General features: G+C 69.6%; 17 protein-coding genes. 7 read left to right on the top strand and 10 right to left on the bottom strand.

What is annotated here, in order from left to right:
• Nucleotide 1 precedes the first annotated feature (1 nt).
• Both ABEA43_RS22835 and ABEA43_RS22830 read right to left on the bottom strand, forming a co-directional pair.
• Nucleotides 2–7,852, bottom strand: a complete 7,851-nt coding sequence (locus tag ABEA43_RS22835; protein WP_345564660.1) for an SDR family NAD(P)-dependent oxidoreductase — start codon at nt 7,850–7,852, stop codon at nt 2–4.
• Between the two features lie 8 nt (nt 7,853–7,860).
• A complete protein-coding gene (locus tag ABEA43_RS22830; RefSeq protein WP_345564659.1) occupies nt 7,861–9,492 on the bottom strand; it encodes an acyl-CoA dehydrogenase family protein in 1,632 nt (543 codons plus the stop codon).
• A gap of 258 nt (nt 9,493–9,750) precedes the next feature.
• On the opposite strand from ABEA43_RS22830, the gene ABEA43_RS22825 reads away from it, so the two are divergent.
• Nucleotides 9,751–10,458, top strand: coding sequence for a CBS domain-containing protein (locus ABEA43_RS22825; protein ID WP_345564657.1), 708 nt, complete (start codon nt 9,751–9,753; stop codon nt 10,456–10,458).
• Nucleotides 10,459–10,895: 437 nt separating this feature from the next.
• Here the strand turns inward: ABEA43_RS22825 and ABEA43_RS22820 are convergent, their stop codons facing one another.
• Both ABEA43_RS22820 and ABEA43_RS22815 read right to left on the bottom strand, forming a co-directional pair.
• The gene (locus ABEA43_RS22820) at nt 10,896–11,300 is read right to left on the bottom strand and encodes a universal stress protein (RefSeq protein ID WP_345564655.1); all 405 of its coding nucleotides are present in this window, start codon (nt 11,298–11,300) and stop codon (nt 10,896–10,898) included.
• Nucleotides 11,301–11,461: 161 nt separating this feature from the next.
• On the bottom strand, nt 11,462–11,737 hold the full coding sequence (locus ABEA43_RS22815) for a universal stress protein (RefSeq protein WP_345564653.1): 276 nt from the start codon (nt 11,735–11,737) through the stop codon (nt 11,462–11,464).
• 261 nt (nt 11,738–11,998) lie between these two features.
• Between ABEA43_RS22815 and ABEA43_RS22810 the strand changes: the two genes are divergently transcribed.
• Nucleotides 11,999–12,922, top strand: a complete 924-nt coding sequence (locus ABEA43_RS22810) for a hypothetical protein (protein WP_345564652.1) — start codon at nt 11,999–12,001, stop codon at nt 12,920–12,922.
• A gap of 447 nt (nt 12,923–13,369) precedes the next feature.
• On the opposite strand, the gene ABEA43_RS22805 is transcribed toward ABEA43_RS22810, so the two are convergent.
• Complete coding sequence (locus tag ABEA43_RS22805) at nt 13,370–13,972, bottom strand: hypothetical protein (RefSeq protein ID WP_345564651.1); 603 nt, start codon at nt 13,970–13,972, stop codon at nt 13,370–13,372.
• Nucleotides 13,973–14,467: 495 nt separating this feature from the next.
• Between ABEA43_RS22805 and ABEA43_RS22800 the strand changes: the two genes are divergently transcribed.
• The 5 genes from ABEA43_RS22800 (at nt 14,468) to ABEA43_RS22780 (ending at nt 18,518) form a co-directional block, all read left to right on the top strand.
• Complete coding sequence (locus tag ABEA43_RS22800; protein WP_345564649.1) at nt 14,468–15,220, top strand: HAD family hydrolase; 753 nt, start codon at nt 14,468–14,470, stop codon at nt 15,218–15,220.
• 175 nt (nt 15,221–15,395) lie between these two features.
• Nucleotides 15,396–16,334, top strand: a complete 939-nt coding sequence (locus tag ABEA43_RS22795) for an Acg family FMN-binding oxidoreductase (RefSeq protein ID WP_345564647.1) — start codon at nt 15,396–15,398, stop codon at nt 16,332–16,334.
• An 88-nt stretch (nt 16,335–16,422) separates the two neighbouring features.
• A complete protein-coding gene (locus ABEA43_RS22790) occupies nt 16,423–17,118 on the top strand; it encodes a CBS domain-containing protein (RefSeq protein WP_345564645.1) in 696 nt (231 codons plus the stop codon).
• Nucleotide 17,119: 1 nt separating this feature from the next.
• Complete coding sequence (locus ABEA43_RS22785) at nt 17,120–17,800, top strand: CBS domain-containing protein (RefSeq protein WP_345564644.1); 681 nt, start codon at nt 17,120–17,122, stop codon at nt 17,798–17,800.
• Between the two features lie 67 nt (nt 17,801–17,867).
• Nucleotides 17,868–18,518: a response regulator transcription factor gene (locus tag ABEA43_RS22780; protein ID WP_345564643.1), complete on the top strand. Its 651-nt coding sequence runs from the start codon at nt 17,868–17,870 to the stop codon at nt 18,516–18,518.
• Between the two features lie 17 nt (nt 18,519–18,535).
• On the opposite strand, the gene ABEA43_RS22775 is transcribed toward ABEA43_RS22780, so the two are convergent.
• From ABEA43_RS22775 to ABEA43_RS22755, 5 genes are all read right to left on the bottom strand, one after another.
• On the bottom strand, nt 18,536–19,048 hold the full coding sequence (locus ABEA43_RS22775; RefSeq protein WP_345564641.1) for a flavodoxin family protein: 513 nt from the start codon (nt 19,046–19,048) through the stop codon (nt 18,536–18,538).
• Entirely contained in the window at nt 19,045–19,530 is a 486-nt protein-coding gene (locus ABEA43_RS22770) for a CBS domain-containing protein (RefSeq protein ID WP_345564639.1), read from the bottom strand. Before ABEA43_RS22770 ends, ABEA43_RS22775 begins: the two co-directional genes overlap by 4 nt.
• Nucleotides 19,527–19,652 (bottom strand): hypothetical protein, encoded by a 126-nt coding sequence (locus ABEA43_RS22765; RefSeq protein WP_345564637.1) that lies wholly within the window; start codon nt 19,650–19,652, stop codon nt 19,527–19,529. Before ABEA43_RS22765 ends, ABEA43_RS22770 begins: the two co-directional genes overlap by 4 nt.
• Nucleotides 19,653–19,777: 125 nt before the next feature.
• On the bottom strand, nt 19,778–19,972 hold the full coding sequence (locus ABEA43_RS22760; RefSeq protein ID WP_345564636.1) for a hypothetical protein: 195 nt from the start codon (nt 19,970–19,972) through the stop codon (nt 19,778–19,780).
• Nucleotides 19,973–20,174: 202 nt separating this feature from the next.
• The gene (locus ABEA43_RS22755) at nt 20,175–20,693 is read right to left on the bottom strand and encodes a hypothetical protein (RefSeq protein WP_345564635.1); all 519 of its coding nucleotides are present in this window, start codon (nt 20,691–20,693) and stop codon (nt 20,175–20,177) included.
• Nucleotides 20,694–21,634: the final 941 nt, after the last annotated feature.

Below are 21,634 nucleotides of genomic sequence, written 5' to 3'. Positions count from 1 at the left end.
CTCAGCCTTCCCCTGACAGCGGTGAGAGTGTCCGCCTGACCTGTTCGGGGAGCTCTCCCGGCAGCGGGATGCCGCGGTAGCCCTCGACGGTCACGAGGACCGTGCCGTCGGCGTCGAGGACCGCGCAGTCGTAGTGGTCCCCGGCCGCGCCGGCCGTCGCCTGCACGTCCTTTGCGTCCCGCTGCGGGTACAGGGTGACGCGGTCGACGTGCGCGGGCAGCGCCAGGACGCCCTCGCGGGCGGCCTGGGCCAGGCCCGCCGTCTGGAAGCAGAGCTCCACCAGGCGCGGCGGCGTGAGCGTGACGCCGGCAGGCGGGTCCAGGGCCTCGGGGAGCCCTTCGGCCATCCTGGACGCCCCGCCCGCGCCACTCCCCCAGGCCGCTGCCACGACCTGGTAGGCCGGGCCGTGGAAGAACAGGTCGTACACGTCGGACGGCGGCATCGTGACCGCGGCCTCCTTCACCCGGTCCCGGCGCCCAGGCTGCCGGGCAGATCGCGCCAAGCGCACCTTGCCGGTGAAGTGCACGGTGCTCTGCGGCGCGCTCTGCCCGGGCAGGGTGCGCTCGGCCGTCAGCTCGCAGGTGGCGAGCAGGTCGTCGCCGTCAGGGCCGACTGTGAGGCGCACGCGGAGTTCGCGGGGCTCGTCGCGGTAGAACTTGACCGGCGCCAGGAAGTCGACGTCCTCGATGGACACGACCTGCCAGGCCGGTGCGGCCAGCCGGGCCGCCTCGGCGAACGCCTCGATGCCCATGACGCCGGGCAGGACGGCGACGCCGTCGATGCGGTGGTGGTCGAGGAAAGGCTGCCGTCGAGGGTCCAGCGTCGTGCGGACGACCAGGCCGGAGTGGACGCCGTACGCGTCGATCGTCCCGGCCATGGGCTGATCGGCGGGAACGGGGCACAGGCCGCCGCTCTCGTCCTGCTCCGTGCCCAGCACGCCCAGAGCGCCCGCCACGACGACCTCGCCGCGCTCGCCCGAGGACGTCAGCTCTCGCCGGATCCACGGCACTCCGGTCTCGGGCGGCAGCATCTCGATTCCCGCCAGCTCCATGAGCTTGGGAATGGAGCCGCGGGTCGCCATGCCGATGCCGCCCCATGCGGTCCAGTCCACCGCGATGGCCCTGGTGCCCGGCCTGGCGCGGCGCATGCCGCTGGTCAGCTTGCAGAGCAGGTCGTTGGCGGCGCTGTAGTCCGCCTGGCCGGCGTTGCCGAAGCGGCCCGCCACCGAGCTGAACACGACGGTCACGCCGATGGGCAGGTCGCCCGCGGCGTGCAGCAGGTTGAACCAGCCGTCGCTCTTGACGTCGAAGACCAGGTCGAACTCCGTGGCGGGCTTGTCGCCCAGAGACCTGCTGATCTCCAGTCCGGCCGCGTGGAGCAGCACGTCCACGTGGTCGCTCGTGGTGCGCACGTCGTCCATGATCCGCCGCACGGCGTCCGGATCGGTGAGGTCCGCCTGGTGGTAGTGAGGTGTGCCGCCGGCCTTCCTGATGGCCTCGATGGCGTCGAGCGCGGCTTGCATACGCTCGTACCGGGTCAGTTCGCGGTCGATGAGGACCGGGGTGGGGCGCTCGCCGCGCTGCTTGAGCCCTTCGGCCAGCTGGGCCTTCAGCCCGTCACGGTCGCCGGCGTAGCGGCGCAGGTCCGGGTCCGCGGGATCCGGTTCCGGGATCAGGTCGAGCAGGTGGAACACGCCTCCCGAGGCTGCGGCCAGGTCGGCGGTGATGGCCGACACGATGCCGCCGGCCGCGCCCGTGATGAGGAAGACGCTGTCAGGTCCCAGTTCGAGTCCGTCGCCCCCGGCCGCTGCGAAGGGGCGCTCGGCCAGGCCGATCGTCCAGCGTTCGCCACCCGCGTGGCCGACCTCGACGCAGCCGGGATCGGTCAGCGTCTCCTCGATCAGGGTGTCGGCGATGGCGGCGGTCTTGCGGCCAGATGGGAAGTCGACGGCCTTGACGAGGGTGGACGGCTGCTCGCGGTGGTAGGCCTTGGCGAAACCGGTGACCGCGCCGCCGAGCGGCGCGAGGGCTCCGGCGTCGTGGTAGCCGTGGTGGCCGCCGAGCCTGGTGCCGGTGACCAGGAAGGGCGCCTGCTCGTAGAGGTGGTGGACGACGGCGTAGAGGGTCTTGACCCGGCGGCGCAGCGCCTCGCGCCAGGCCGGCAGGTCCATGTCCGCCAAGGCCTCCTCGGCGTCGAGGGCGGGCAGCCAGTAGACGCCGTCCACCTTGCCGCCGATCTGTGCCGTCAGCTCGGCGGCCGGAGCGGCGGGGTCGATGGCCAGCACGTCGCAGCCCAGCTTCGCGAGCCGTCCCGCCAGTGCCTTGCCGACGCCGCCGGTGTCCGCGCCGATGACGATCCGGGTGCCTTCGCCGAGCCGGACGCCGGTCGGCTCGCAGCGGTCGAGCCCGGGGCGCAGGACGGGCACGGGCACGCGCCGGGGGAAGACCGGCGGGCTGGTGCCGCCGTCATCCTGAGCCTCCGGCATGGGGGGCGGGGTGGCGGCGACGCGGTCGCCGATCCAGGCGACGACGTGATTGAGCGTCGGGAAGTCACGCAGCCGCAGATTCGGGTCACGCTCCACGCCGTAACGCTCACGCACCGCCGCGAAGATCTCCGCCTGCTTGACCGTGTCCACGCCCAGATCCGCCTCCATGTCCAGATCCGGCTCCAGCAGCTCCGGCGGATACCCGGTCATCTCCGCCACGATCGCGGTGACGACCGTTTGCAGGTCGTCCGAAGAGCTCTCGGTCTCCGCGATGGCGGCGTCCTCCGCGACTGCGGTCTCGGTGGCGGCGGTCTCGGTGGCGGCGGTCTCGGTGGCGGCGGTCTCGGTGGCGGCGCGGTCGCGGATCCAGGCGACCACGTGATTGAGCGTCGGGAAGTCACGCAGCCGCAGATTCGGGTCACGCTCCACGCCGTAACGCTCACGCACCGCCGCGAAGATCTCCGCCTGCTTGACCGTGTCCACGCCCAGGTCCGCCTCCATGTCCAGATCCGGCTCCAGCAGCTCCGGCGGATATCCAGTCATCTCCGCCACGATCGCGGTGACGGTTTCCGCCAAGGGGTCGTCGTTCTGTGGCGGCAGGACGGGCTCGCGTTCCGGCTGCGGTTCGGGCGTGGCCATATCGGACATTGGGGCGGACAGTGGGGCGGAAATCGGGGCGGACATGGGGACGGGTGTCGGGGCGGGCTGTGCGGCGCTCGTGTCCGCGATGCGCAGTCGTCTCTGAACGACCTCGAGCGTGCTCTCCTGACCGCCGGTCAGCGTGGCGAGCCATGACCGCCAGGCGGTCTGGTCGGTGACGCGGTAGGCGTAGCCGAGCTCCCCGGGTGCGCGGCGGCGGCCGTCCGGCATCGGGGTCCAGCGCATCAGCGTCATGGCGATCTGGGAGCCGAAGCCCGCCGCCAGCCGCAGCGCGTACCGGACCGGGTAGGCCCCGCCGGTGGAGAGGTTGAGCTCGCCCAGCTCCGGGTCGGGCTCCTTGTAGTTGGGGACGGGCGGCACGATGCCGGTCTCCATGGCCTTGATCGCGACGACGTCCTCGATGCCCGCGCCCATGGCGTGACCGGTGAAGCCCTTGGTGTTGGCGATCACCACGGAGCCCGCGGACGCGCCGAACGTGTGTCGCAGCGCGTGGATCTCGGCCGCCGCGCTGCCGCCCCGCGCCGGCGTGTAGGTCTCGTGGGAGACGAACACGGTCTCCGGCGCCAGCGTGTGCCGGTCGGCGCCGAGGCTCTCCGCCTGCCGCACCACCTGCTCCATGACCTGGGAGATGTGCTCCACGTCGAGGCGGGTGCCGTGGTAGGCGCTGTTGGCCGTGACGGCACCCAAAACCTCGCAGATCGGGGTGAGCCCGCGCTCGCGGGCGGCCTCGGCCGATTCCACCACGACGGCCGCTGCGCCCATGCCCACGATCATGCCGTGGCGACGCCGGTCGAACGGTGTGGCGGCCTCCTCCACGACGTCGTCCGTGGCGGCGGCGCCTGAGGCCAGGAAGCCGGCGCCCACCCAAGGCAGCAGCGTGTCGGAGGTGACGTCGTCCGCCGAGATGACGATCACCCGGCGGCAGCGTCCCGCGCGGATCCAGTCCCCGGCCAGGCACATGGCCTGGGTGGTGCTCGCGCAGGCGGCGTTGACCTGGGTGTTCGGGCCGCGCGCACCGATGATCTCGGCGAACTGCGAGTGTCCCATCGACAGGCAGCGGAACAGGAAACGCCGGTCGAAGGCGTACGGCTCGGACTCCAGCAGGTGGCGCAGCTCGGCGATGCGCCGGTCCACCTCGGCGACCGCCGTCTCGTCGCCCTTCATCCTGCTCCGCACGGCCTCCAGGGCGAGGAGCTGGTCCCTGCGTCCGCGGTCGGTGAAGTAGCCCTCCAGCTCGCCGGCGAAGGCGTCGTACCCGGGGAAGGCGGAGGCGAAGATGACGCCGGTGTCGTCGCGCAGCGCGTCGGGCAGCCCCCACCGATCGGGCAGCCTGGTGCCCAGGGTGGTCGTCTTGTAGTGCAGGACCAGCGGGATCCCGGCGTCACGCAGGGCATCGAACCCGGCGCCGATGGCGAGCCTGGTGGCGTTGTCGAGCGCGGCGTCCCTGCCCTCGTCCACGCCGAACTCGGCGACGACGTCGAAGCGCGCGCGGCGGCCCGCGAGCTTGAGCACGTCGGCCTCGCTGCCGATCGTCTCGAACGTCGGATCGCCCGACTCCCGCTTCACCAGCCGGGTGACGCGCCGGTCCACCATGGCGCGGCGCAAGCGGTGCGGGATCGTGTCGATGAACTGCTGACCGCCGAGGATGCGGGCCAGGTTCTCGTCGTCGAAGACGCGTTCCACGCCGGGGAGCCCGAGGGCCGCGCCGGTCACCACGACCGGGTCGGCCGGCGGCGCGTGGCCGGGGTCCGTGCCGCCGTAGAGCGCCAGGCCCTGTTCCAGGGTCTGCGCGAAGAGGCGGCCGAGCCGGGTGTAGGTCTCGGTGGTCATGGGGGGCCTCACGGGGCTGGGAGGTGTGATCGCGGCGTGTTCTGGCCTGGCGTGCTGCGGGATCTCCGGCGCGGGCGCCGGGGGCTGGGCGGCGGGGAAGGCCAGGCCGGCCGCGTACAGACCGCACAGGGCCTGGTTGAACGCGGGGACGCCGCCGTTCTTGGGATGGTTGGTGAACAGGTTCAGCACGTCGTCGTGCGCAGAGCCGAGGACGTCCTCCGCGAAGCCGTGCAGGGCCTTCTTCGGTCCGACCTCGACCAGGACGCGTGCGCCCGCGTCGTACAGCGTGCGCAGCCCGGTCACGAACTGCACCGGCGAGGCGACCTGGCGACCGAGGACGTCGAGCATGGTCTCGAGGTCGGCTCCCTCCGGATAGAACGCACCGGTCACGTTGGCGACGATCGGCTTGCGCGGCGGCCGGAGATCGAGGCGGCGCAGCACCGCCTTCAGCGGCTCGCTCGCCGGGGCCACGATCGAGGTGTGGAAGGCATGGCTGACGGGGATGCGGGTCGCGGTCATTCCGGCCGCGCGGAAGCGCTCGATGACGGTTTCGACGGCCTGCTCGGTCCCGCCGACCACGGCCTGGGAGGTGCTGTTGATGTTCGCGACGACGACGTAGCCGTCGGCGCCGGCCACGATGCGCTCGATCTCCGGCAGCGGGCCGAAGACGGCGGCCATGGCGCCGTTGTCGGGGAGCTGGAGGTTCGCCATCTCCCGGCCTCGCGCGCTGACGGCTTCGAGGGCCGACTCGAACGTCAGGGAGCCGGCGGCGACGAGCGCGCCGTACTCGCCGAGGCTGTGGCCCATCACCATGTCGGGGCGCACCCCGTACGCCTCCAGCAGGCGGGTGAGCGCGGTGTCCGCGGTGAGCACGGCGGGCTGGGTGATCTCGGTCTGCAGGAGCCGCTGCTGCGCGCCGGCGAGGTCGGCGTCGTCGCAGAAGATGTACGACGTCAGCGGCCTGCCGAGCAGCGGCGTCATGATGCGGTCGGCCTCGTCGAACGTGGCGGCCACGATCGGCTCGCGCCGGCGCAGGTCTCGCAGCATGTTGACGTACTGGGAGCCCTGGCCGGTGTAGAGGAAGGCCACCTTGGGGGCGGCGCCGCGCCCGGCGAAGACGCCCTGGGCGCGCAGCATCCGCCACATGGCCTGGTTGCCGGTCCGCAGGGCGGTCACCGCCTTCGCGGCCTTGGCGGCCAGGTCGTCGCCGTCGGCGTAATCGATGGCCACCCGAATGGCGGCGGTGGCGAGCGCGGCGTCCGGCGGCTGCGGCTGCGGGGTGGCCCGCAGGTGTTCGAGGCGGGCGATGACCTCGGCCTCGTCCGCGCCGCCGACGACGGCGGCCCCGCGCAGCGGTGGCCTGGCCTGGCTCACCGCGACAGTGGCGGTCGTGGCGGCGGTGGTGGTGGCGGTCGTGGCGGCGTAGGTCCTGGGCGCGTCCGGCGGGCGGTGGCGGCCGGGGACGTGCTCCTCCAGCACGACGTGGAAGTTCGTCCCGCCGAACCCGAACGCGCTCACACCGGCGCAGCGCACGCCGCCGGGCGGGCGTTCCCATTCCCGCAGCCCGGTGTTGACCCGGAACGGGCTGGCCGGCCAGTCGACGTTCGGGTTGGGCCGCTCGAAGTGCAGGCTGGGCGGCAGCACGCCGTCGTGGAGGCTCATCACGGTCTTGAACAGACCCGCCGCCCCGGCGGCGCCCTTGAGGTGGCCGATGTTCGACTTGACCGAGCCGAGCGCGATCGACCCGGCCGCCGCGCCGGCCTTCTCGAACACCTCGCTCAGCGCCCCCAGCTCGGTGGCGTCGCCGACGCGCGTGGAGGTCCCGTGGGCCTCGATGAGCGTGGCGGTGGCGGGGTCGACCCCGGCGTTCGCCCAGGCACGCTCGACGGCCAGCCGCTGGCCGATCGGGTTGGGCGCGGTGATCCCCTTGCCCTTGCCGTCGCTCGACCCGGCGATGCCGCGGATGACGGCGTAGATCCGGTCGCCGTCGCGCTCGGCGTCGGAGAGCCGCCTGAGCACGAACAGCGCCGCGCCCTCGCCCATGACGAACCCGTCGGCGCCCGCGTCGAAGGGCCGGGTGCCGGTGGCCGACAGCGCGCCGATCTTGCAGAACTTGACGAACGCGGAGACGCCCATGTTCCGGTCCACGCCACCGGTGATCACGGCGTCGTAGTCATGGGCCTGCAGCCCGCGTACGGCCGAGGACATGGCCGCCAGCCCGGAGGCGCAGGCGGCGTCGGTGGTGAAGTTGGGCCCGCGGAGGTTGAACAGGTTGGCCACCCGCCCCGCGATGATGTTGGCCAGCTCACCGGGCATGGTGTCCTCGGTGATGGGCGGGTAGCCGTCGAGGAAGAGTCCGGTGGTCTCGCTCAGCACGGCGGCGCGCGCCGCCGCGGGCAGGGCGGCGAACGAGGGCGCCCGTTCCAGTTGCCGCACGAACTCCGGCAGCTCGATGCGGGTGTTGCTGCGGTAGTGCTTCTCACCGCCGAGGGCGTTGCCGATCACCACGGCGACCCGTTCCGGATCCACCGTCCAGCCGGGCCAGCCGGAGTCGAGCAGCGCCGACCTGGCGGCGCTCACCGTCCATTTCTGCCCGTCGTCGAGCTGCGCGGCGACGGTGGGCGGGACGGCGAGCCGCCAGCCGATGGGATCCCAGGGAAACTCCCTGACCCAGCCGCCGATGCGCGAGTAGGTCTTGTCCCGCGCCTTGGGATCGGGGTCGTAGTAGAGCGCTGGATCCCAGCGCTCAGGCGGCACGTCGGAGATCGAGTATCGCCCGCCCTTGACGTTCTCCCAGAACGCGGCGGCGTCCGGCGCGTCGGGCATGATCGCGCCGAGGCCGATGACCGCGACGGGTTCGAGCGTGATGGAGTTCATGTGGGGTCCTAGAGTCCGGCGCGGCCGTACAGCACGTCCGCGATCAGGTCCATGTCGGGGAGCAGGCCGTGCTGAGCGGCGCGGGCGTCCTGCGCGCGCAGCCTTCCGAGCGCGGGCACGCTGTCCGGGGGAAGTGCGCCGAGCACCCAGCGCGCGCCCTCCTCGGTGATCTTCATGGCGGCCTCGCGGGCGAAGACCCTGCTGATGGCCGCGAGGGCGGCGGGTCCGAAGCGGTGATCCGCCTTGCCCGGGAGCGTGCCGTCCAGGGCGGCGGCGGCCCGGCGGGCCAGGCTGCCCGCGGCCTCGCCGTAGGCGATCAGCTCGCCGAGCCGCAGGAGCACGTGCTGGTTACGGGTCAGCCGCCCGGCCCGGCACGCCTCCAGGATGACGGCGAGGCTCTGGAGAGCGAGTGCGGCGGTGGCCGCGCCGGTCTCGGCCGGCAGCGCGGCGAGCGGTGCGGCCGCGTCCGTGAAGTACGCGCCGCGCGTCTTGAGGTGCTGCTGCCAGCGGTCCCTGGCGATCGTCATCTCAAGGATCTCGGACGTGCCTTCGTAGATCGTCGTGATGCGCACGTCGCGCTTGATCTTCTCGACCAGGTACGCCTTGGTGTAGCCGTAGCCGCCGTGGGCCTGGATCGCCGCCTCGGCCGCGGCGTTGCCGAACTCGCTGGCCAGGTATTTGGCGATCGCGCCCTCGGTGTTGAGCGAGCCCTCGCCCGCGTCGATGCGGGTCGCGCACTCCTCGACGAACGCCCGCGCCGCCTCCAGGCGCACCACGTGCGGCACGATCAGCTTGTGCGTGTAGCCCTGCTTGGCCGCGAGCGGGGCGCCGCCCTGCACGCGGTCGGCGGAGTAGCGGATCGCACGATCCACGGCCTCCCAGCCGCCGCCGAGCCCGAAGGCCGCCACCATGAGCCTGGTGTAACCGAACACGTTCTGCGCCTGCGTCAGCCCGTTGCCCTCGGCCAGGCCGACAAGGCTCTCGGAAGGGACGAACACATCGTCGAAGTAGAGCGCCGCCGTGTTCGACAGGCGGATGCCGTGCTTGTCCTCCGGCGGGGCCGCGGTGAAGCCCTCTGTACCTCGTTCCAGGACGAACCAGGACGGGCCGCCGGGCGTGAGCGCCAGCACGCTGCAGGCGTCGGCGATGGAGCCGTTGCTGATCCACTGCTTGCGGCCGTTGATCCGGTAGCCGCCCTCGACGGGCCTGGCCGTGGTGCGCAACGCGCCCAGGTCGCTGCCAGCCTCCGGCTCGGTGGCGCCGTACGCGAACAGGATGCCCTCCTTGGCGATCCGGCCGAGCCAGCGCTCCTTCTGCTCCTCCGTGCCACCGAACAGGATGGGATCGCTGCCGAGGAACGTCGCGAACACCGAGGTGGCCACACCCAGGTCGAGCCTGGCCAGGCGTTCGCAGATGCGGTAGGAGTCGAAGGCGCCGCCGCCCATGCCGTCGTACTCCTCGGGCACGAAGGCGAGCTGCACGCCGAGGTCGTCGCCGCACATCCGGCGAACGGTGTCCTCCGGGCAGACGTCGTCACGGTCCAGCGCCAGCTGTCGTTCCTCGGGTAAGGCGTCCGTCATGAAATCGCTGAGCGCCTCCAGCATGAGTTCAAGAGTGCTGAGGTCGAGTCCACTCGTCATGGCCCGCCTCCTTCTGGTGTCTGCCGCAGGGGGGCCGTTGATGCGCTTTCTCCGGACCGTAGAGCGGGAACATGCGGCCGGGGCAGTCACGTACGACCCCAATGTGAGGGACTTTCGTCCCGAGCTCGTAGCCGGCGCGCACGCCTCCATGAGGCGGCCCACAGCACGCGCCGGTGCCACATTTCCCCGCTGCGCTGACCATCGGCCGCCGCATCCCGGGACTTCCGGCCCTATTTCCCGGACCCTCCGGGACGTCTGATGAAGGCAGCCACGGAGGAGGCGCTCATGCGCATGACCGTCGCGGACGTGATGACGAACGAGGTCGTGTCCGTCACCGCCGCCACCCCGTTCAAGGACATCGCCGAGGCGCTCATCGCGTGCGACATCAGCGCCGTGCCGGTGCTGGACGACCACCGGCGCGTGATCGGCATGGTGTCCGAGGCCGACCTGCTGCGCAAGGAGGAGTTCCGCGAGCAGTATTACCGCGAGGGCTACCGGCCGCCCGTCCGCGCCCAGCTCCGCCGCCCCAGGGGCAGGCAGAAGGCCGCCGGCGACACGGCGGCCGAGCTCATGACCAGTCCCGCCGTCGTCATCACCTCCCGGTCCTCCGCGGTCACCGCCGCCCGGCTGATGGACGAACACGACGTCAAGCGGCTGGCCGTCGTGGACGCCTACGGCCGTCTGCAGGGCATCGTCAGCCGCCACGATCTGGTGAAGCTCTTCCTGCGCCCCGACGAGGAGATCGCCGCGGAGGTCCGTGACGACATCCTCGACCGCACGCTGTGGGTGCACACCGACGGCGTGAAGGTGGAGGTGAACCAGGGCGTCGTCACCCTGTCCGGCTGGATGGACCGCCGCACCGAGTGCGGCATCGCCTGCCGCATGACCGCCCGCGTCAACGGCGTGGTCGGCGTCGTCGACCACCTGACCTGGAAGACCGACGACGCGAAGTGGCAGGCTGGTTAGCCGTCCGCGAGGTCTTGACGGGCACTCTCGTCCCCTGTCGCGGCTCGGGATCACGATGAAGCCGGCGGCACCAGGGCCACGGCGCAACCGACGTGGTGGATAGCGCCCCAGCCCACGAGCCGAGCAGCGCCGAGTGTGTGCCCTCGGGAGCCCGCAGTGCCGGGCAGGGCCGGAAGTCCCCGCAGAGCAGGCCGAAGGGCCGTCCACTCCGAGGGCCTTGGCACCTGCTGCCGCCGACCGGCGCACAGCAGAGTGGCGAGCAAACGAAGGAACGAACCCACCGAGGAGCTGACCGAGATGCGAACCACACACGTGATGCTGCGTCCGAAACCTGCTCGCCCTCGGCCGGACCTCGACCTGCGTACGCCGACCGGGCGGACGCTGCCGTACTGACCATGCTCAGCCCGCGCGGGCCGAGCTCCGGCCCTCGGCCGGGCTCAACTTGCCGCGATCGTCTCCCTGCGCACCACGATCAGCGGACACGGGGACTGTTGCACCAGCGCCTGGCTGACGGAGCCGAGGATCATCCTGGCGAACGTGCCGTGCCCATGCGAACCGACCACGAGCAGATCGGCCCCCTGTGCGGCCTCGCGCAGCACCGCGACCGGATGGCCGTGGACGACGTCCGCCACGACGGGCACGTCCGGATGGCGCTCGCGATGACCGGCGAGGGTCTCCTTCAGCTCAAGCAGTTGGTGGCGCTCGCCCTCGGCGTCGGCCGGCTCGAACCCGCCCGCGTGCGGCCAGGCCCAGGCGCGCACCGTACGCAGCACCGCCCCGCGCAGCTCGGCCTCGGCGAAGGCGGACTCCAGCACATACTGCGCTTGCGGCGAACCATCCACGCCTGCCACGATCTCCGCTCGTGGCAACGACGGCAGCTCATGGACACGGCTATGTCGCACGGCGCGTGCCCAGCCACGCCGAACGCCACAGACCCGACCGCGCACGCCGCCGATGCCGTGGCCGCCGACGACCAGGAGCTCGGCGTCCTGCGCCGCTCTGATCAAGGCGGTACGCGGGTCACCGGATGCGAGGCCGGCCTCCTCCTGAGGGCCGGGTGCCCCCGGCGTGCTCTGCCCTCGGCGGTGGCCAGCAGGTCGAGACCGCTCCGGCGCATCCACGCGGCCACATCGGCATAGCGCCCGTCGGTGGTGTCGGGGACCCAGCGCGGCACCGCGTGCATCACGGTCAGCGCCGTGCCGCGCAGCGCCGCCTCCCTGGCCGCCCAGCCCACCGCCTCCAGCGCGGCCCGCGATCCGTCGGCTCCAACGATGATCATCGTGCCGCCTCCTCTCCCTCCCATCGCAACGCCGGGGAGGGCGGCCGGCCAGCGTCTAAGGTCCCGCAGGCGGGGGTCCTTCGTCGTCCATTTTGCCGACCGATCATGATCGCATCCGCTGGCTGATCTGGGCCTTCATGTGACGTGCATGTTCGCGACGCAAAGGCAGATGCATGGCCGCTGCGGGCGCGGCTAGGGTGGCCTTCCCCCGCGCGCCAGGAGACCTCGCTGATGGCCACTTCTGCACTTGCCCCTCAGACCATGCGGCGTCTGACCTTCATCCGCCTGCTGCATCAGCAGGGCATCGAACAGTCGCGATCACCTCAGCCGCTCAGCTTCACCAGCGTGCTGCTCTTTCACGACGCGATCGAGTTGTTCTTGATGCTCACCAGCGAGCACTTGGGGTTCGAGCCGAAGGGCAGAAACTTTGTCGAACGGTATTTCGGGAGCTTGGATCCGAACGCGAACAACGGCCCGCGCGAGATTCTCAGCGGCAGGAATGGTGTCCAGAGGATCACTGATCTGCGCAACGCCTTCAAGCATGCCAACACCTGGCCCGGAGCTGAGGGCCTTGAGCAGTCCCGCGCTGATGCCGCCGCCTTCTTCGAAGAGAACACGCCGAAGGTGTTCGGCATCGAGTATGCCGCCATCGACATGGCCGATCTGATCTCTCAGGAAGAGGTGCGCGACCTGGTCAGGAAAGCAGCGGCAGCCGAGTCTTCCGGCAGCCGCATGGAGGCCATGGCGTTGCTGGTGGACGCCGGCAACGCAGTGTCCCGTGAGCATCTTGGTCACGGTCGTGACCGAACGTTGTTCAGCTTCGGACCGAACCTTCGCGTTGGGCTTCCGCTCGAGGAAAGGGACATCGTTCGGATGTTCCGCACTCTGGATGGCTATGGCAGCGTGGTCAACGAGTTCGCCGAGCAATTCGCGACACTGACCGAGATCACACTGGCAACGCAGCGCGCACTGCGGATCATGACTCTCGGCGTCGACTATCACGCCTATCTCAAGTTCCTGAGCCTCACGCCGATCGTGGACTACTCGACCAACGGGGAGCGATCAGTCCACCATACGACTGCTCTGGCACCGACGGCCGAGGATTACGCGTTCTGCCAGCAGTTGGTGATCACCATGGCGCTCCGGTTAGCCGACATCCAAGGTCACATCACCGCCCCGTCCTGAGCCGTGAGCAAGGCCGAAATATTGGAACTCAGGCAGCAACCGATGAATCACATACGACCCTGTTGAGGACCGAACGACAATGCTGGCCTGCTCCTTTCTGGTGACGGCGCCTCGTCGCTCCAACCTTGGCCACGGCCATCGCCGGACTGGAGCTGGTGGCCTAATCCAGGCGGACAACCTCATAACCCGCCACAAACGAAGCACTGACGTGCACCTCCACGAAAAGGATGTGACGTCGAGGGGACCGAGGTCACCCATTCATCAACCTCGACTCTTTCGACTCTCTCGAAGCAAGCCAAGGTCGCCAAGGCGACGCAGGCTAGCCCGGCGTGGCCTCACCGGGGCCCACCCACCTCGGAGATCACCTGACGATGATCACAAAAATGCCTGGCCCCCTCAGCCGAAGGGCCAGGCCAAACTTAGTGTGCTATCGAAGATAGCGATCTTCTACTTGCAGACAGCTCCGGCGTTCCGCTCCATCGTGAAGTTGTCAAGCTGGGTCATGAACGGATGAGGATGCGCTGCTTCGAGATATTGCCCGACCCACTCGACGACTTGCTTCGGGCCTCGCACGAGCGCGATGTCAAACTCCTCGTCCTCGTTCTTGGGCTCACCCACCGTGAACGTCGAACGGATCGTTCCATCTTTGCCCCGTCGAACGCCGTGGTAGAACAGCGCGCCAGCTGGCGTGCGCTCCATGATGAGAAACCCAGCGCCAGGCACGTCCTGCACCTTGGCTTTGACAGTGAGGCATCCCGACAGCCTCCGCACTTCACCGTCTGAGGAAGGGTAAGTAAATTCGCCTTCTGTGCTACTGGAAGAAAATTCCGGCGTAGACGTCGGCACCGTGAAAGCTGACGTTATAGCCGGCTGTGCCTTGGCGGGCGCAGCCGGCATCGATGGCGACGGTGACGGTGACGCGGCGTCGCCCGTCCGGGCCCAAGGGTTCGCCAGCAGGAATGTGGCGATCGCCGTAAGACCCGCGATGGCAACAATCCACGCCTTCGTCCTCTTGAAGAATCGACTTAAACGATCTTTTATGGTACTCATGTTACACAGCCTCCTTGGGGGGCGGTTGATGCGAGAGAGCCCTGAGCCGGACGCGGCTGGGCTTAGCACTGGTGCATCGGCTGAGTAACCCTTAAGAATACCGGAAGGTCGACGCCCGCCTAAAGGCGACCCCCAGCTCAAACTTAGACCCCGGTTGACGTGCAGTTACAGGTGCGAAAGCGCATTAACGCATCAGGGCGAAGATCGCTGCTCCTGTGCAAACGCTCATCGAACCGAATTTCTAGGTATGAAGCTCGGTGACGTTGCTCCAAGGAGCTGGAGTTCGCATTATGCGCCACGCCGTAGCGGGTAACGGTCTCCCTCATGACGAGCCGTTGGACGGCGGCGCCCGGGGACGAGGTCCTCGAACCACAGCCGTTGGTCCCGGCTTCCGGGCTCCCCGGTGACAGACGCTGTGCGCGTCAGGGCCGTTCGCCTCTGACGGGGTGACCGCGAGGCGGAGAGCATGGAGTCCTGATCTCCGAGGAGGACATCATGACCGTGATCGACCTCCACCGCGTCACTGCGGTGATCTTCGAAACAGATGGTGTGCTCACCGACACCGCCCGCGTCCACTCCTCAGTCTGGAAATGGGTCCTGGACGCCTTCATGCGCCGGCGCGCCGAGCAATCCGGCACGTCGTGGCGGCCGTTCGAGATCCCGGGCGACTACCTGCGTCACATCGACGGCAAGCCCAGGATCGACGGGGCACGGGACTTCCTCGCTTCCCGGGGCATCCTCCTGGATGAGGAGATGGACCGCGACATCCTGCCCGATATGACGAGGCTGAAGGACAGCCTCTTCCTGGCCGAGATCCGCCAGTACGGCGTGGCACCCTTCCCCGCGGCCATGGCCCTGCTGCACGACCTGCGCAACCACGGCGCCCTCATCGGAGCCGTCTCTCCGAGCCGCAACTGCGCCGAGATCCTGCACCGGGCCGGCCTGTCCGGCCTGCTCGACGCCCGGGTGGACGGGGTGGTCGCCGCCGACGCCGGGCTCGCCCCCATGCCGGACCCGGCCATGCTGCTGGAGGCCGCGCGCCGGTTGGACGCGCGACCGGCCGAGACGGCGGTGATCGCCTGCACCGCACCCGCGCTCCGGGCCGCCGCGAACGGACACTTCGGTCTCGTCATCACCCTGCGTCCGCCGTCGCCGGCAGGTGAGGAGCGCGCGCAAACCGTAAACGACCTCACCTCCGTCCGTGTGGACGGCCGGGTACCGCTCTTCGCCCACACCGCACGCCGGTGACATCCGCGGCCGGACGAGGCCGTACGTGGCTCGCGAGCCTCCGCCGGCTGTTCCTGCGAGGGGAAGCGGTCGCAGGCAACGGCCAGAGGTCACCACTGCCGGGGACTTTCGGCGGGACCTCCGGCCCTGACGGCGTCCGTCTCCACGAGCCAGCCTTGGGCTCGGGAGGTGCATCATGACCACTGCACACATCCTCGATCTCGCGACCAAGCGGCTGCTCGTGGCCGCCGGGGAGGCACCCTCGGTGCTCAACACCCAGCCCTGGCGATTCCGGGTCCGGGACGGTGACGTGATCGAGCTGTTGGCGGACTGGGACCGCTGGCTTCGGGTGAGCGACCCGCGCGGCCGTTCCCTGCACGTGAGCTGCGGCGCGGCGCTGTTGAACCTGCGCATCGCGGCCCGTGCGGCCGGGCGCAAACCAGATGTCCAGCTCCTCCCCGATGCGGACGCGGCGCCGGACGTGCTGGCCACCGTGCATTTCGCGACGCGAGGCAGGTTTTCTGCCGAGGCGCGTGAGATGTACGAGCTCATTCCGCAACGGCGGACCAACCGCGCCCCGTTCGACGCACGCCTGATCCCGGTGCCGGTGCTGAGCGAGTTGCGCGCAGCCGCGGCCCATGAGCGAGCCAGGCTGGTCTTCCTGGACCGGCGCAGCGCGGCGGACCTGCTCGACTACGCCGCCATCGCCCAGGAAGAGCTCGCCCGCGACAGCGACTACATGAGCGAGGTGGCGGAGTGGACGGCAAGGGCCGGAGTGCCCGCACACGTCCAGGGGCCGCAGGCGATGGGCGGAGCGGACCCGATCCGCGACTACGGCCGCCGTGCGGGGAATGCCCGCTTCGAGCCGTACCCGCAGCTCGCGGTGCTGACCACCGCGGCCGACGAGCCGATGGACTGGCTGCGTGCGGGGCAGGCGCTGCAGCGGATCCTGCTGGCCGGGGCCCGGCACGCCGTGTCGGCGTCGTTCCTCAACCAGTCCCTCGACCTGCGGGACATGCGCCGCCGCAGCGACCCCCATCACCGGAGCGGCCACCCGCAGATGATCATGCGGCTGGGCTACGGCCCCGTCGTGCCGCGCGCCTCGCGCCGCCCCGTGACCGAGCTGCTGGCCTGACCAACGACTTCTCGCGCCAGGACTTCCGCCTCTGACTATGCCCGCCGAACCGCGCTGTGATGGAAGCAGGACGCGAAGGAGGAACATCATGCGAGTCACGGTCACAGACGTCATGACCACGAAGGCGATCTCGGTCAAGGCGGACACCCCGTTCAAGGACATCGCCGAAACGCTCATCACGCACGGCATCAGCGCCGTCCCCGTGGTCGACGACGCCGATCACGTGCTCGGCGTGGTCTCCGAGGCCGACCTTCTGCTCAAGGAGGAGTTCCGGGACCGCTACTACCAGGAGGGCTACAAGCCGCCGCTGCGGGCCAGGCTCCGCCACCGGCTGTCGGAAGAGGGCTCGGAGATGCGGCGCAAGGTCGCCGGCGACACCGCCGCCGACCTGATGACGACTCCCGCCGTCACCGTCACCGAGACCGCCTCGGCGGTCATGGCGGCCCGCGCGATGGACGAGCACGGCGTCAAACGCCTGATCGTCACCGCCGACGACGGCAGGCTGCGTGGCATCGTCAGCAGACGCGATCTGCTCAAGGTCTTCGCCCGCCCCGACGCGGACGTCGCCCATGAGATCCGCGAAGACGTCCTGGAGCACTCGCTCTGGATGGAGACGCTGGGTGTCAGGGTCGAGGTGGACCACGGCGTCGTCACGCTCAGCGGCTGGATGGAGCGCCGCAGCGAGGTACAGATCGCTCTGCGGCTGGTCGGCCGGGTCGAGGGAGTGGTCGGCGTCGTCGACAAGCTGAGCTGGAAGCACAACGACTCCAAATGGGGCAACTGACATGCGCGTCACCGTGAAAGAGATCATGACCACGGACGTCGCGTACGTCACCGCCGACACGTCGTTCAAGGAGGTCGCGGAAACGCTCGTCGCACGCGGGGTCGGCGCGGTGCCCGTCGTCGACGACCGCAGGCGTGTGGTCGGGGTCGTGTCCGAAGCCGACTTACTGCCGAAGGAGGAGTTCAAGGACCAGTACACGCGCGAGAGCTACCAGCCCCCCATCCGAGCACGCTTGCGATGGCATCTGTCGCCCGGGGGCGGCGGCGCCGTGGAGAAGATGCACGCGCGGACGGCCGCGGAGCTGATGACCTCGCCCGCCATCACCGTGCGGCCGCAACAGGCCGTGGTCAACGCGATGCGTCTCATGGACGAGCGCGGCGTCGTCTGCCTGCCCGTCGTGGACGAGGAGGGCCGACCGGCCGGGCTCCTCAGCCGCAACGATCTGGTCAAGGTCTTCGTCCGCCCGGACGAGGACCTCCGCGGCGAGATCCAGGAAGAGCTCGACCACCTCATGTGGATCGACACCTCACAGATCGAGGTCTCCGTCCGGCAGGGCGTCGTCACCCTTCAAGGACGCACCCGCACAAGATCGGACGCCTCACTCGTCGCCCACTCCATGGTCTGCGTCAACGGCGTCGTGGACGTGCACAACGAGCTGCTCTGGGACGAGGACGACCGGTGAAAACACCACACAAAGATCCAGTGACGCTGTCTATCCGCCATCGTGCCGTTCAGCTAGCGTCGCAAGCATGATTCACGTGTTCCTCGTCGACGACCACGAGGTCGTCCGCCGCGGCGTCGCCGCTCTGCTGGAGGCCGAGGATGACATCGAGGTCATCGGCGAGGCGGGCACCGCCGAATCGGCGATCGCCCGCATCCCCGCCCTCAAGCCCGACGTCGCGGTGCTCGACGTCCGGCTGCCTGACGGCAACGGCGTGGACGTCTGCCGCGAGGTACGTTCCCGGCTGCCGGATCTCAAGTGCCTCATGCTGACCTCGTACGCCGACGACGACGCGCTGTTCGAGTCCGTGATGGCCGGGGCGTCCGGCTACGTGCTCAAGCAGATCCACGGCTCGGACCTGGTGGGAGCGGTGCGCACGGTGGCCTCGGGGCAGTCGCTGCTCGATCCGCAGACCACCGCCTCCATGCTCCAGCGACTGCGTGACCAGGCGACCAGGAAAGACCCGCTGGCCGCGCTGACCGAGCAGGAGCGCCACATCCTCGACCTCATCGGCGAAGGGCTGACCAACCGGCAGATCGGCGAGCGCATGTTCCTGGCCGAGAAGACGGTCAAGAACTACGTCTCCAACCTGCTGTCCAAGCTCGACATGCAGCGCCGTACGCAGGCGGCGGCGCTGGCCGCACGACTGCGCTCGGAACAGCGCGACGGGCGGTCCTGACACCACCCTGATCGTCGTCAGGCGGTCAGGACAGGGAAGGACGCGACGAGACTTTCGCCCCACTCTTCCGCGCGTTCCAACTCGCCCTCCACCAGAGGCCCCAATGTCGCGGTGACGTAGAAGCTCTGTGCCGGTGACATGGGCCTGATGCCCCGGCGGCGCAGGCGCTTGGCGACGGCACGGGCGGCGGAGCCCGGGGCCTTCGGAACGCGGGTATCGAAGGACGCCGCTCTGAGCCCGCTGGTCGAGGTGCTCAGCGTGGCCAGCCATTCACGCACCCCGTCGCCGAGGGAGACCAGCGGCCCGGTGGCCTGCTGGGCGGCGGACTGCCGGGTGGAGGCCCGGCTCATCGAGAAGGCGTGCGTCGGCCCGCCCACGACGAGCAGCCCGATCTCCGGACCGATCTCGGCGGGCGCGGCGCCGACCTCCACCACCTCGGCCGGGATCCGGGTGGCCAGCCCTTTCGCCACGGCCTCGGCGACCTGCTTGGTGTTGCCGAACATGGACTCGTACACGACCAGTGCGTTCATGGTGTCTCTCCTATCTTGTTGTCCGAGGGCAGGACGGGTTCGAGGTGGAACATCCCGGTCACCACCTCGCCCGGCCCGTGTGCGGGTTCGGTCCGGCCGGCGACCGCGGACAGCACGTCGCGGGCCGTGACCATCCCGACCAGGCCGCCGTCGGACACCACGGGCACGGCGTCGCGCCCGGTGTCGAGCATGATCGCCGCGATGAGCGCCAGTGAGGCGTCCGGCGCCGCCGAGGGTCCCGGCTCACTCTCGATCAGCTCGCTGACCTGGCGGTTCGACTGCTCCTGCGGCCCGCCCGACCAGGACGCGGCGAGCTGCTCCCTGGTCAGGATGCCGAGCACCTGCCGCCCCTCGACGACGGGCAGGTGGTGGACGCCGGCCCTGCGCATCAGCTCCCAGGCCATCAGCGGGGACTCCGTCGGTTTGACGGCCACCAGCACCCGGCTCATCACGTCCGCGGCGGTCAAGGCTTGCGCGTTCATGGTCTCTCTCCTCCGAACTGCGGCTCCACGGCGGCGCGCACGCCCAGGCGGCGGCGCGCGGCGGCCCCTTCCACCGCCGCCGCTGCGGATCCGTCCACGCCCACCACGATCTGACCGGCCATCACGCCACTCCTCCGCACGTCGTTCGTCTGTTTCCCATCCTCCGCGGGATCCACTTGTCCGCACTCGGGGCCGAAGTCCCTGATCGAGGTGCCGTTGGTCCTCTGATCCCGGGTGTCCGCCATCCTCATCGGAGAAGGAGGAGGATGGCCAAGGCAATACCGCCGATCAGGAGGGTGACGGTCACGACGTCCTTGATCCAGGTCCGGAAGGCGGCCACGGTCCGGCCCCGGTAGCTGACGAAGCGGCCGTGCGCGTCTTTGGCCGCCTCTCCGTAGCGCCCGAGGGCGAAGGCGACCACGCCGCCGATCAGCGCCAGCACCCATACGTTCATCGCAAGTCCCCTCTCGCCGGAGGCCGAAGCGAGTGTGCAGCCACTGCTCCTGACCTCATCCTCCCTGGTCAGAGTTGTCCGGCCAGGGGCGAAGGTCCTGCGGCGGCCCGGCGAAGGGCTGAGGTTGACATCACCTGGACGACGAGGCGCCCGCCTCCGGTTACCGGAGGCGGGCGTCCGTCCCGCGCACCTACCGCAGCCAGGCGTTGCGCCGGACGATCGGCAGATCGCCCAGCCCTAAGGTCCTGCCCGCACCGGCCAGCGCCAGCCCGATGAGCACGATCGAGTAGATGATGTGGTCGTCGATGATGGGGTTGTTGCTGAGCGGCAGCTCGGCCGCCCACATGAGGACCAGCAGCACGGTGCCCGCACCGGCGGCGATCTTCGTTCCGACGCCAAGGACCAGCGCCAGCCCGATCCCCAGCAGGCCGGCCATGAACAGCCAGTCCACCCACGTCTGGCCCGCCAGAGCCGAGAAGAGCCCGCCCAGCGCGTTCTCCCCCGTCCCCTTCAGGAAACCCGTCGTCGGGCTTCCGCCCGCGACCCATGCCTTGTTCGCGGGGGTCGCGAACCCCCAGCCGAATGTCTTGTCCAGAAACGCCCACAAGAAGACCCAGCCGATCGCGATCCGGGCAACCGCCCAGACATAGTCGACCGGCTCACGCGCAGCGGCGGCCCGCGCGACGGGGGTGTTGACAGTGGCGGCCATGACGGCCTCCTTCCGAGGGGGAATCGTCCTGCACACCCCAAGCACACCGCAGACGATCACCACCGAGCAGAGCCTTACGCCCCCGACTGGACGGGACCTTCGTCACGTGTCTTGCTCCGCCAGTGCGCACCGCTGATTTCAGCTGTGAGAGCACAGGTGCGGTCGCTGAGGTCCGTTTCTATGTTTTTCTCCGGGGTGAGTTTCGCGTCACGATCTCCGCCTACGGCGCACGGGCCGGGCGCCCTCAGCGAAGCAGCCCGCCAAAATGTCCGCATCCAGACTGTCGCTTGCCTGAACGAAGATGCCGAAGAAGCGGCGGAGTTCGTCAGCGGGGGAGGTGGCCTCGGACCTGGAACGGATCCTCTCCGGTGGGGGTTGCGGTGTGCCACAGCAGGTCAAGCAGGGGCGCTGAGGGCGTCGCAGGGATCGCGAGCTGCGTCGGTGTACGGGAGTTCGGCCGCTTCAGATCACGCTGGGGACGATGGCACGGACCATCGGTTCACGGATGATCTCGTTGTCTCGTTGAGGGTTCCCAAGCGACAACGCGGGGGGAAGCAACGGCTCCAGCACCGCCCACTGAGACTGAGCGGCGGTCAAATCACCTCGGCCCCCAAAGATCAACCCAGAAGTCGGTCATACAAGTGATCCACTTCCGAAATAGGGCCCTGGTCAGGATTCTGCAGATCTTCAACACGGACCCGGAATTCAACATCCTGACCGAGCTTGACCGTATTCCGGCGCTGGTAGTCCGGACAGCAAAACAGTAGTCCCACCGGAAATCAGGGCCGGTTGGGAAGCGGCACAGCGAAAGCCGGGAGATAGATCGTGACCATCGCTCAGGGCAACACGGCAATCGCTCGCGCGGAGGTCTGGAAGAGGTCGCTGGAGAACGGATCCGGGCCCGATACGACTCGCTCCTGCTTCCCCTGACCTGCTGCCCC

It is taken from the genome of Nonomuraea rosea (assembly GCF_039539705.1).
Taxonomy (GTDB): Bacteria; Actinomycetota; Actinomycetes; order Streptosporangiales; family Streptosporangiaceae; genus Nonomuraea; species Nonomuraea rosea.
This window is presented reverse-complemented; position numbering and strand designations above follow the sequence as displayed.

Coding starts and splice junctions, on each gene's coding strand:
- ABEA43_RS22835 (WP_345564660.1), bottom strand. CDS start 7,852: ATGAACTCCATCACGCTCGAACCCGTCGCGGTCATCGGCCTCGGCGCG.
- ABEA43_RS22830 (WP_345564659.1), bottom strand. CDS start 9,492: ATGACGAGTGGACTCGACCTCAGCACTCTTGAACTCATGCTGGAGGCG.
- ABEA43_RS22825 (WP_345564657.1), top strand. CDS start 9,751: ATGAAGGCAGCCACGGAGGAGGCGCTCATGCGCATGACCGTCGCGGAC.
- ABEA43_RS22815 (WP_345564653.1), bottom strand. CDS start 11,737: ATGATCATCGTTGGAGCCGACGGATCGCGGGCCGCGCTGGAGGCGGTG.
- ABEA43_RS22810 (WP_345564652.1), top strand. CDS start 11,999: ATGCGGCGTCTGACCTTCATCCGCCTGCTGCATCAGCAGGGCATCGAA.
- ABEA43_RS22805 (WP_345564651.1), bottom strand. CDS start 13,972: ATGAGTACCATAAAAGATCGTTTAAGTCGATTCTTCAAGAGGACGAAG.
- ABEA43_RS22800 (WP_345564649.1), top strand. CDS start 14,468: ATGACCGTGATCGACCTCCACCGCGTCACTGCGGTGATCTTCGAAACA.
- ABEA43_RS22795 (WP_345564647.1), top strand. CDS start 15,396: ATGACCACTGCACACATCCTCGATCTCGCGACCAAGCGGCTGCTCGTG.
- ABEA43_RS22790 (WP_345564645.1), top strand. CDS start 16,423: ATGCGAGTCACGGTCACAGACGTCATGACCACGAAGGCGATCTCGGTC.
- ABEA43_RS22785 (WP_345564644.1), top strand. CDS start 17,120: ATGCGCGTCACCGTGAAAGAGATCATGACCACGGACGTCGCGTACGTC.
- ABEA43_RS22780 (WP_345564643.1), top strand. CDS start 17,868: ATGATTCACGTGTTCCTCGTCGACGACCACGAGGTCGTCCGCCGCGGC.
- ABEA43_RS22775 (WP_345564641.1), bottom strand. CDS start 19,048: ATGAACGCACTGGTCGTGTACGAGTCCATGTTCGGCAACACCAAGCAG.
- ABEA43_RS22770 (WP_345564639.1), bottom strand. CDS start 19,530: ATGAACGCGCAAGCCTTGACCGCCGCGGACGTGATGAGCCGGGTGCTG.
- ABEA43_RS22765 (WP_345564637.1), bottom strand. CDS start 19,652: ATGGCCGGTCAGATCGTGGTGGGCGTGGACGGATCCGCAGCGGCGGCG.
- ABEA43_RS22755 (WP_345564635.1), bottom strand. CDS start 20,693: ATGGCCGCCACTGTCAACACCCCCGTCGCGCGGGCCGCCGCTGCGCGT.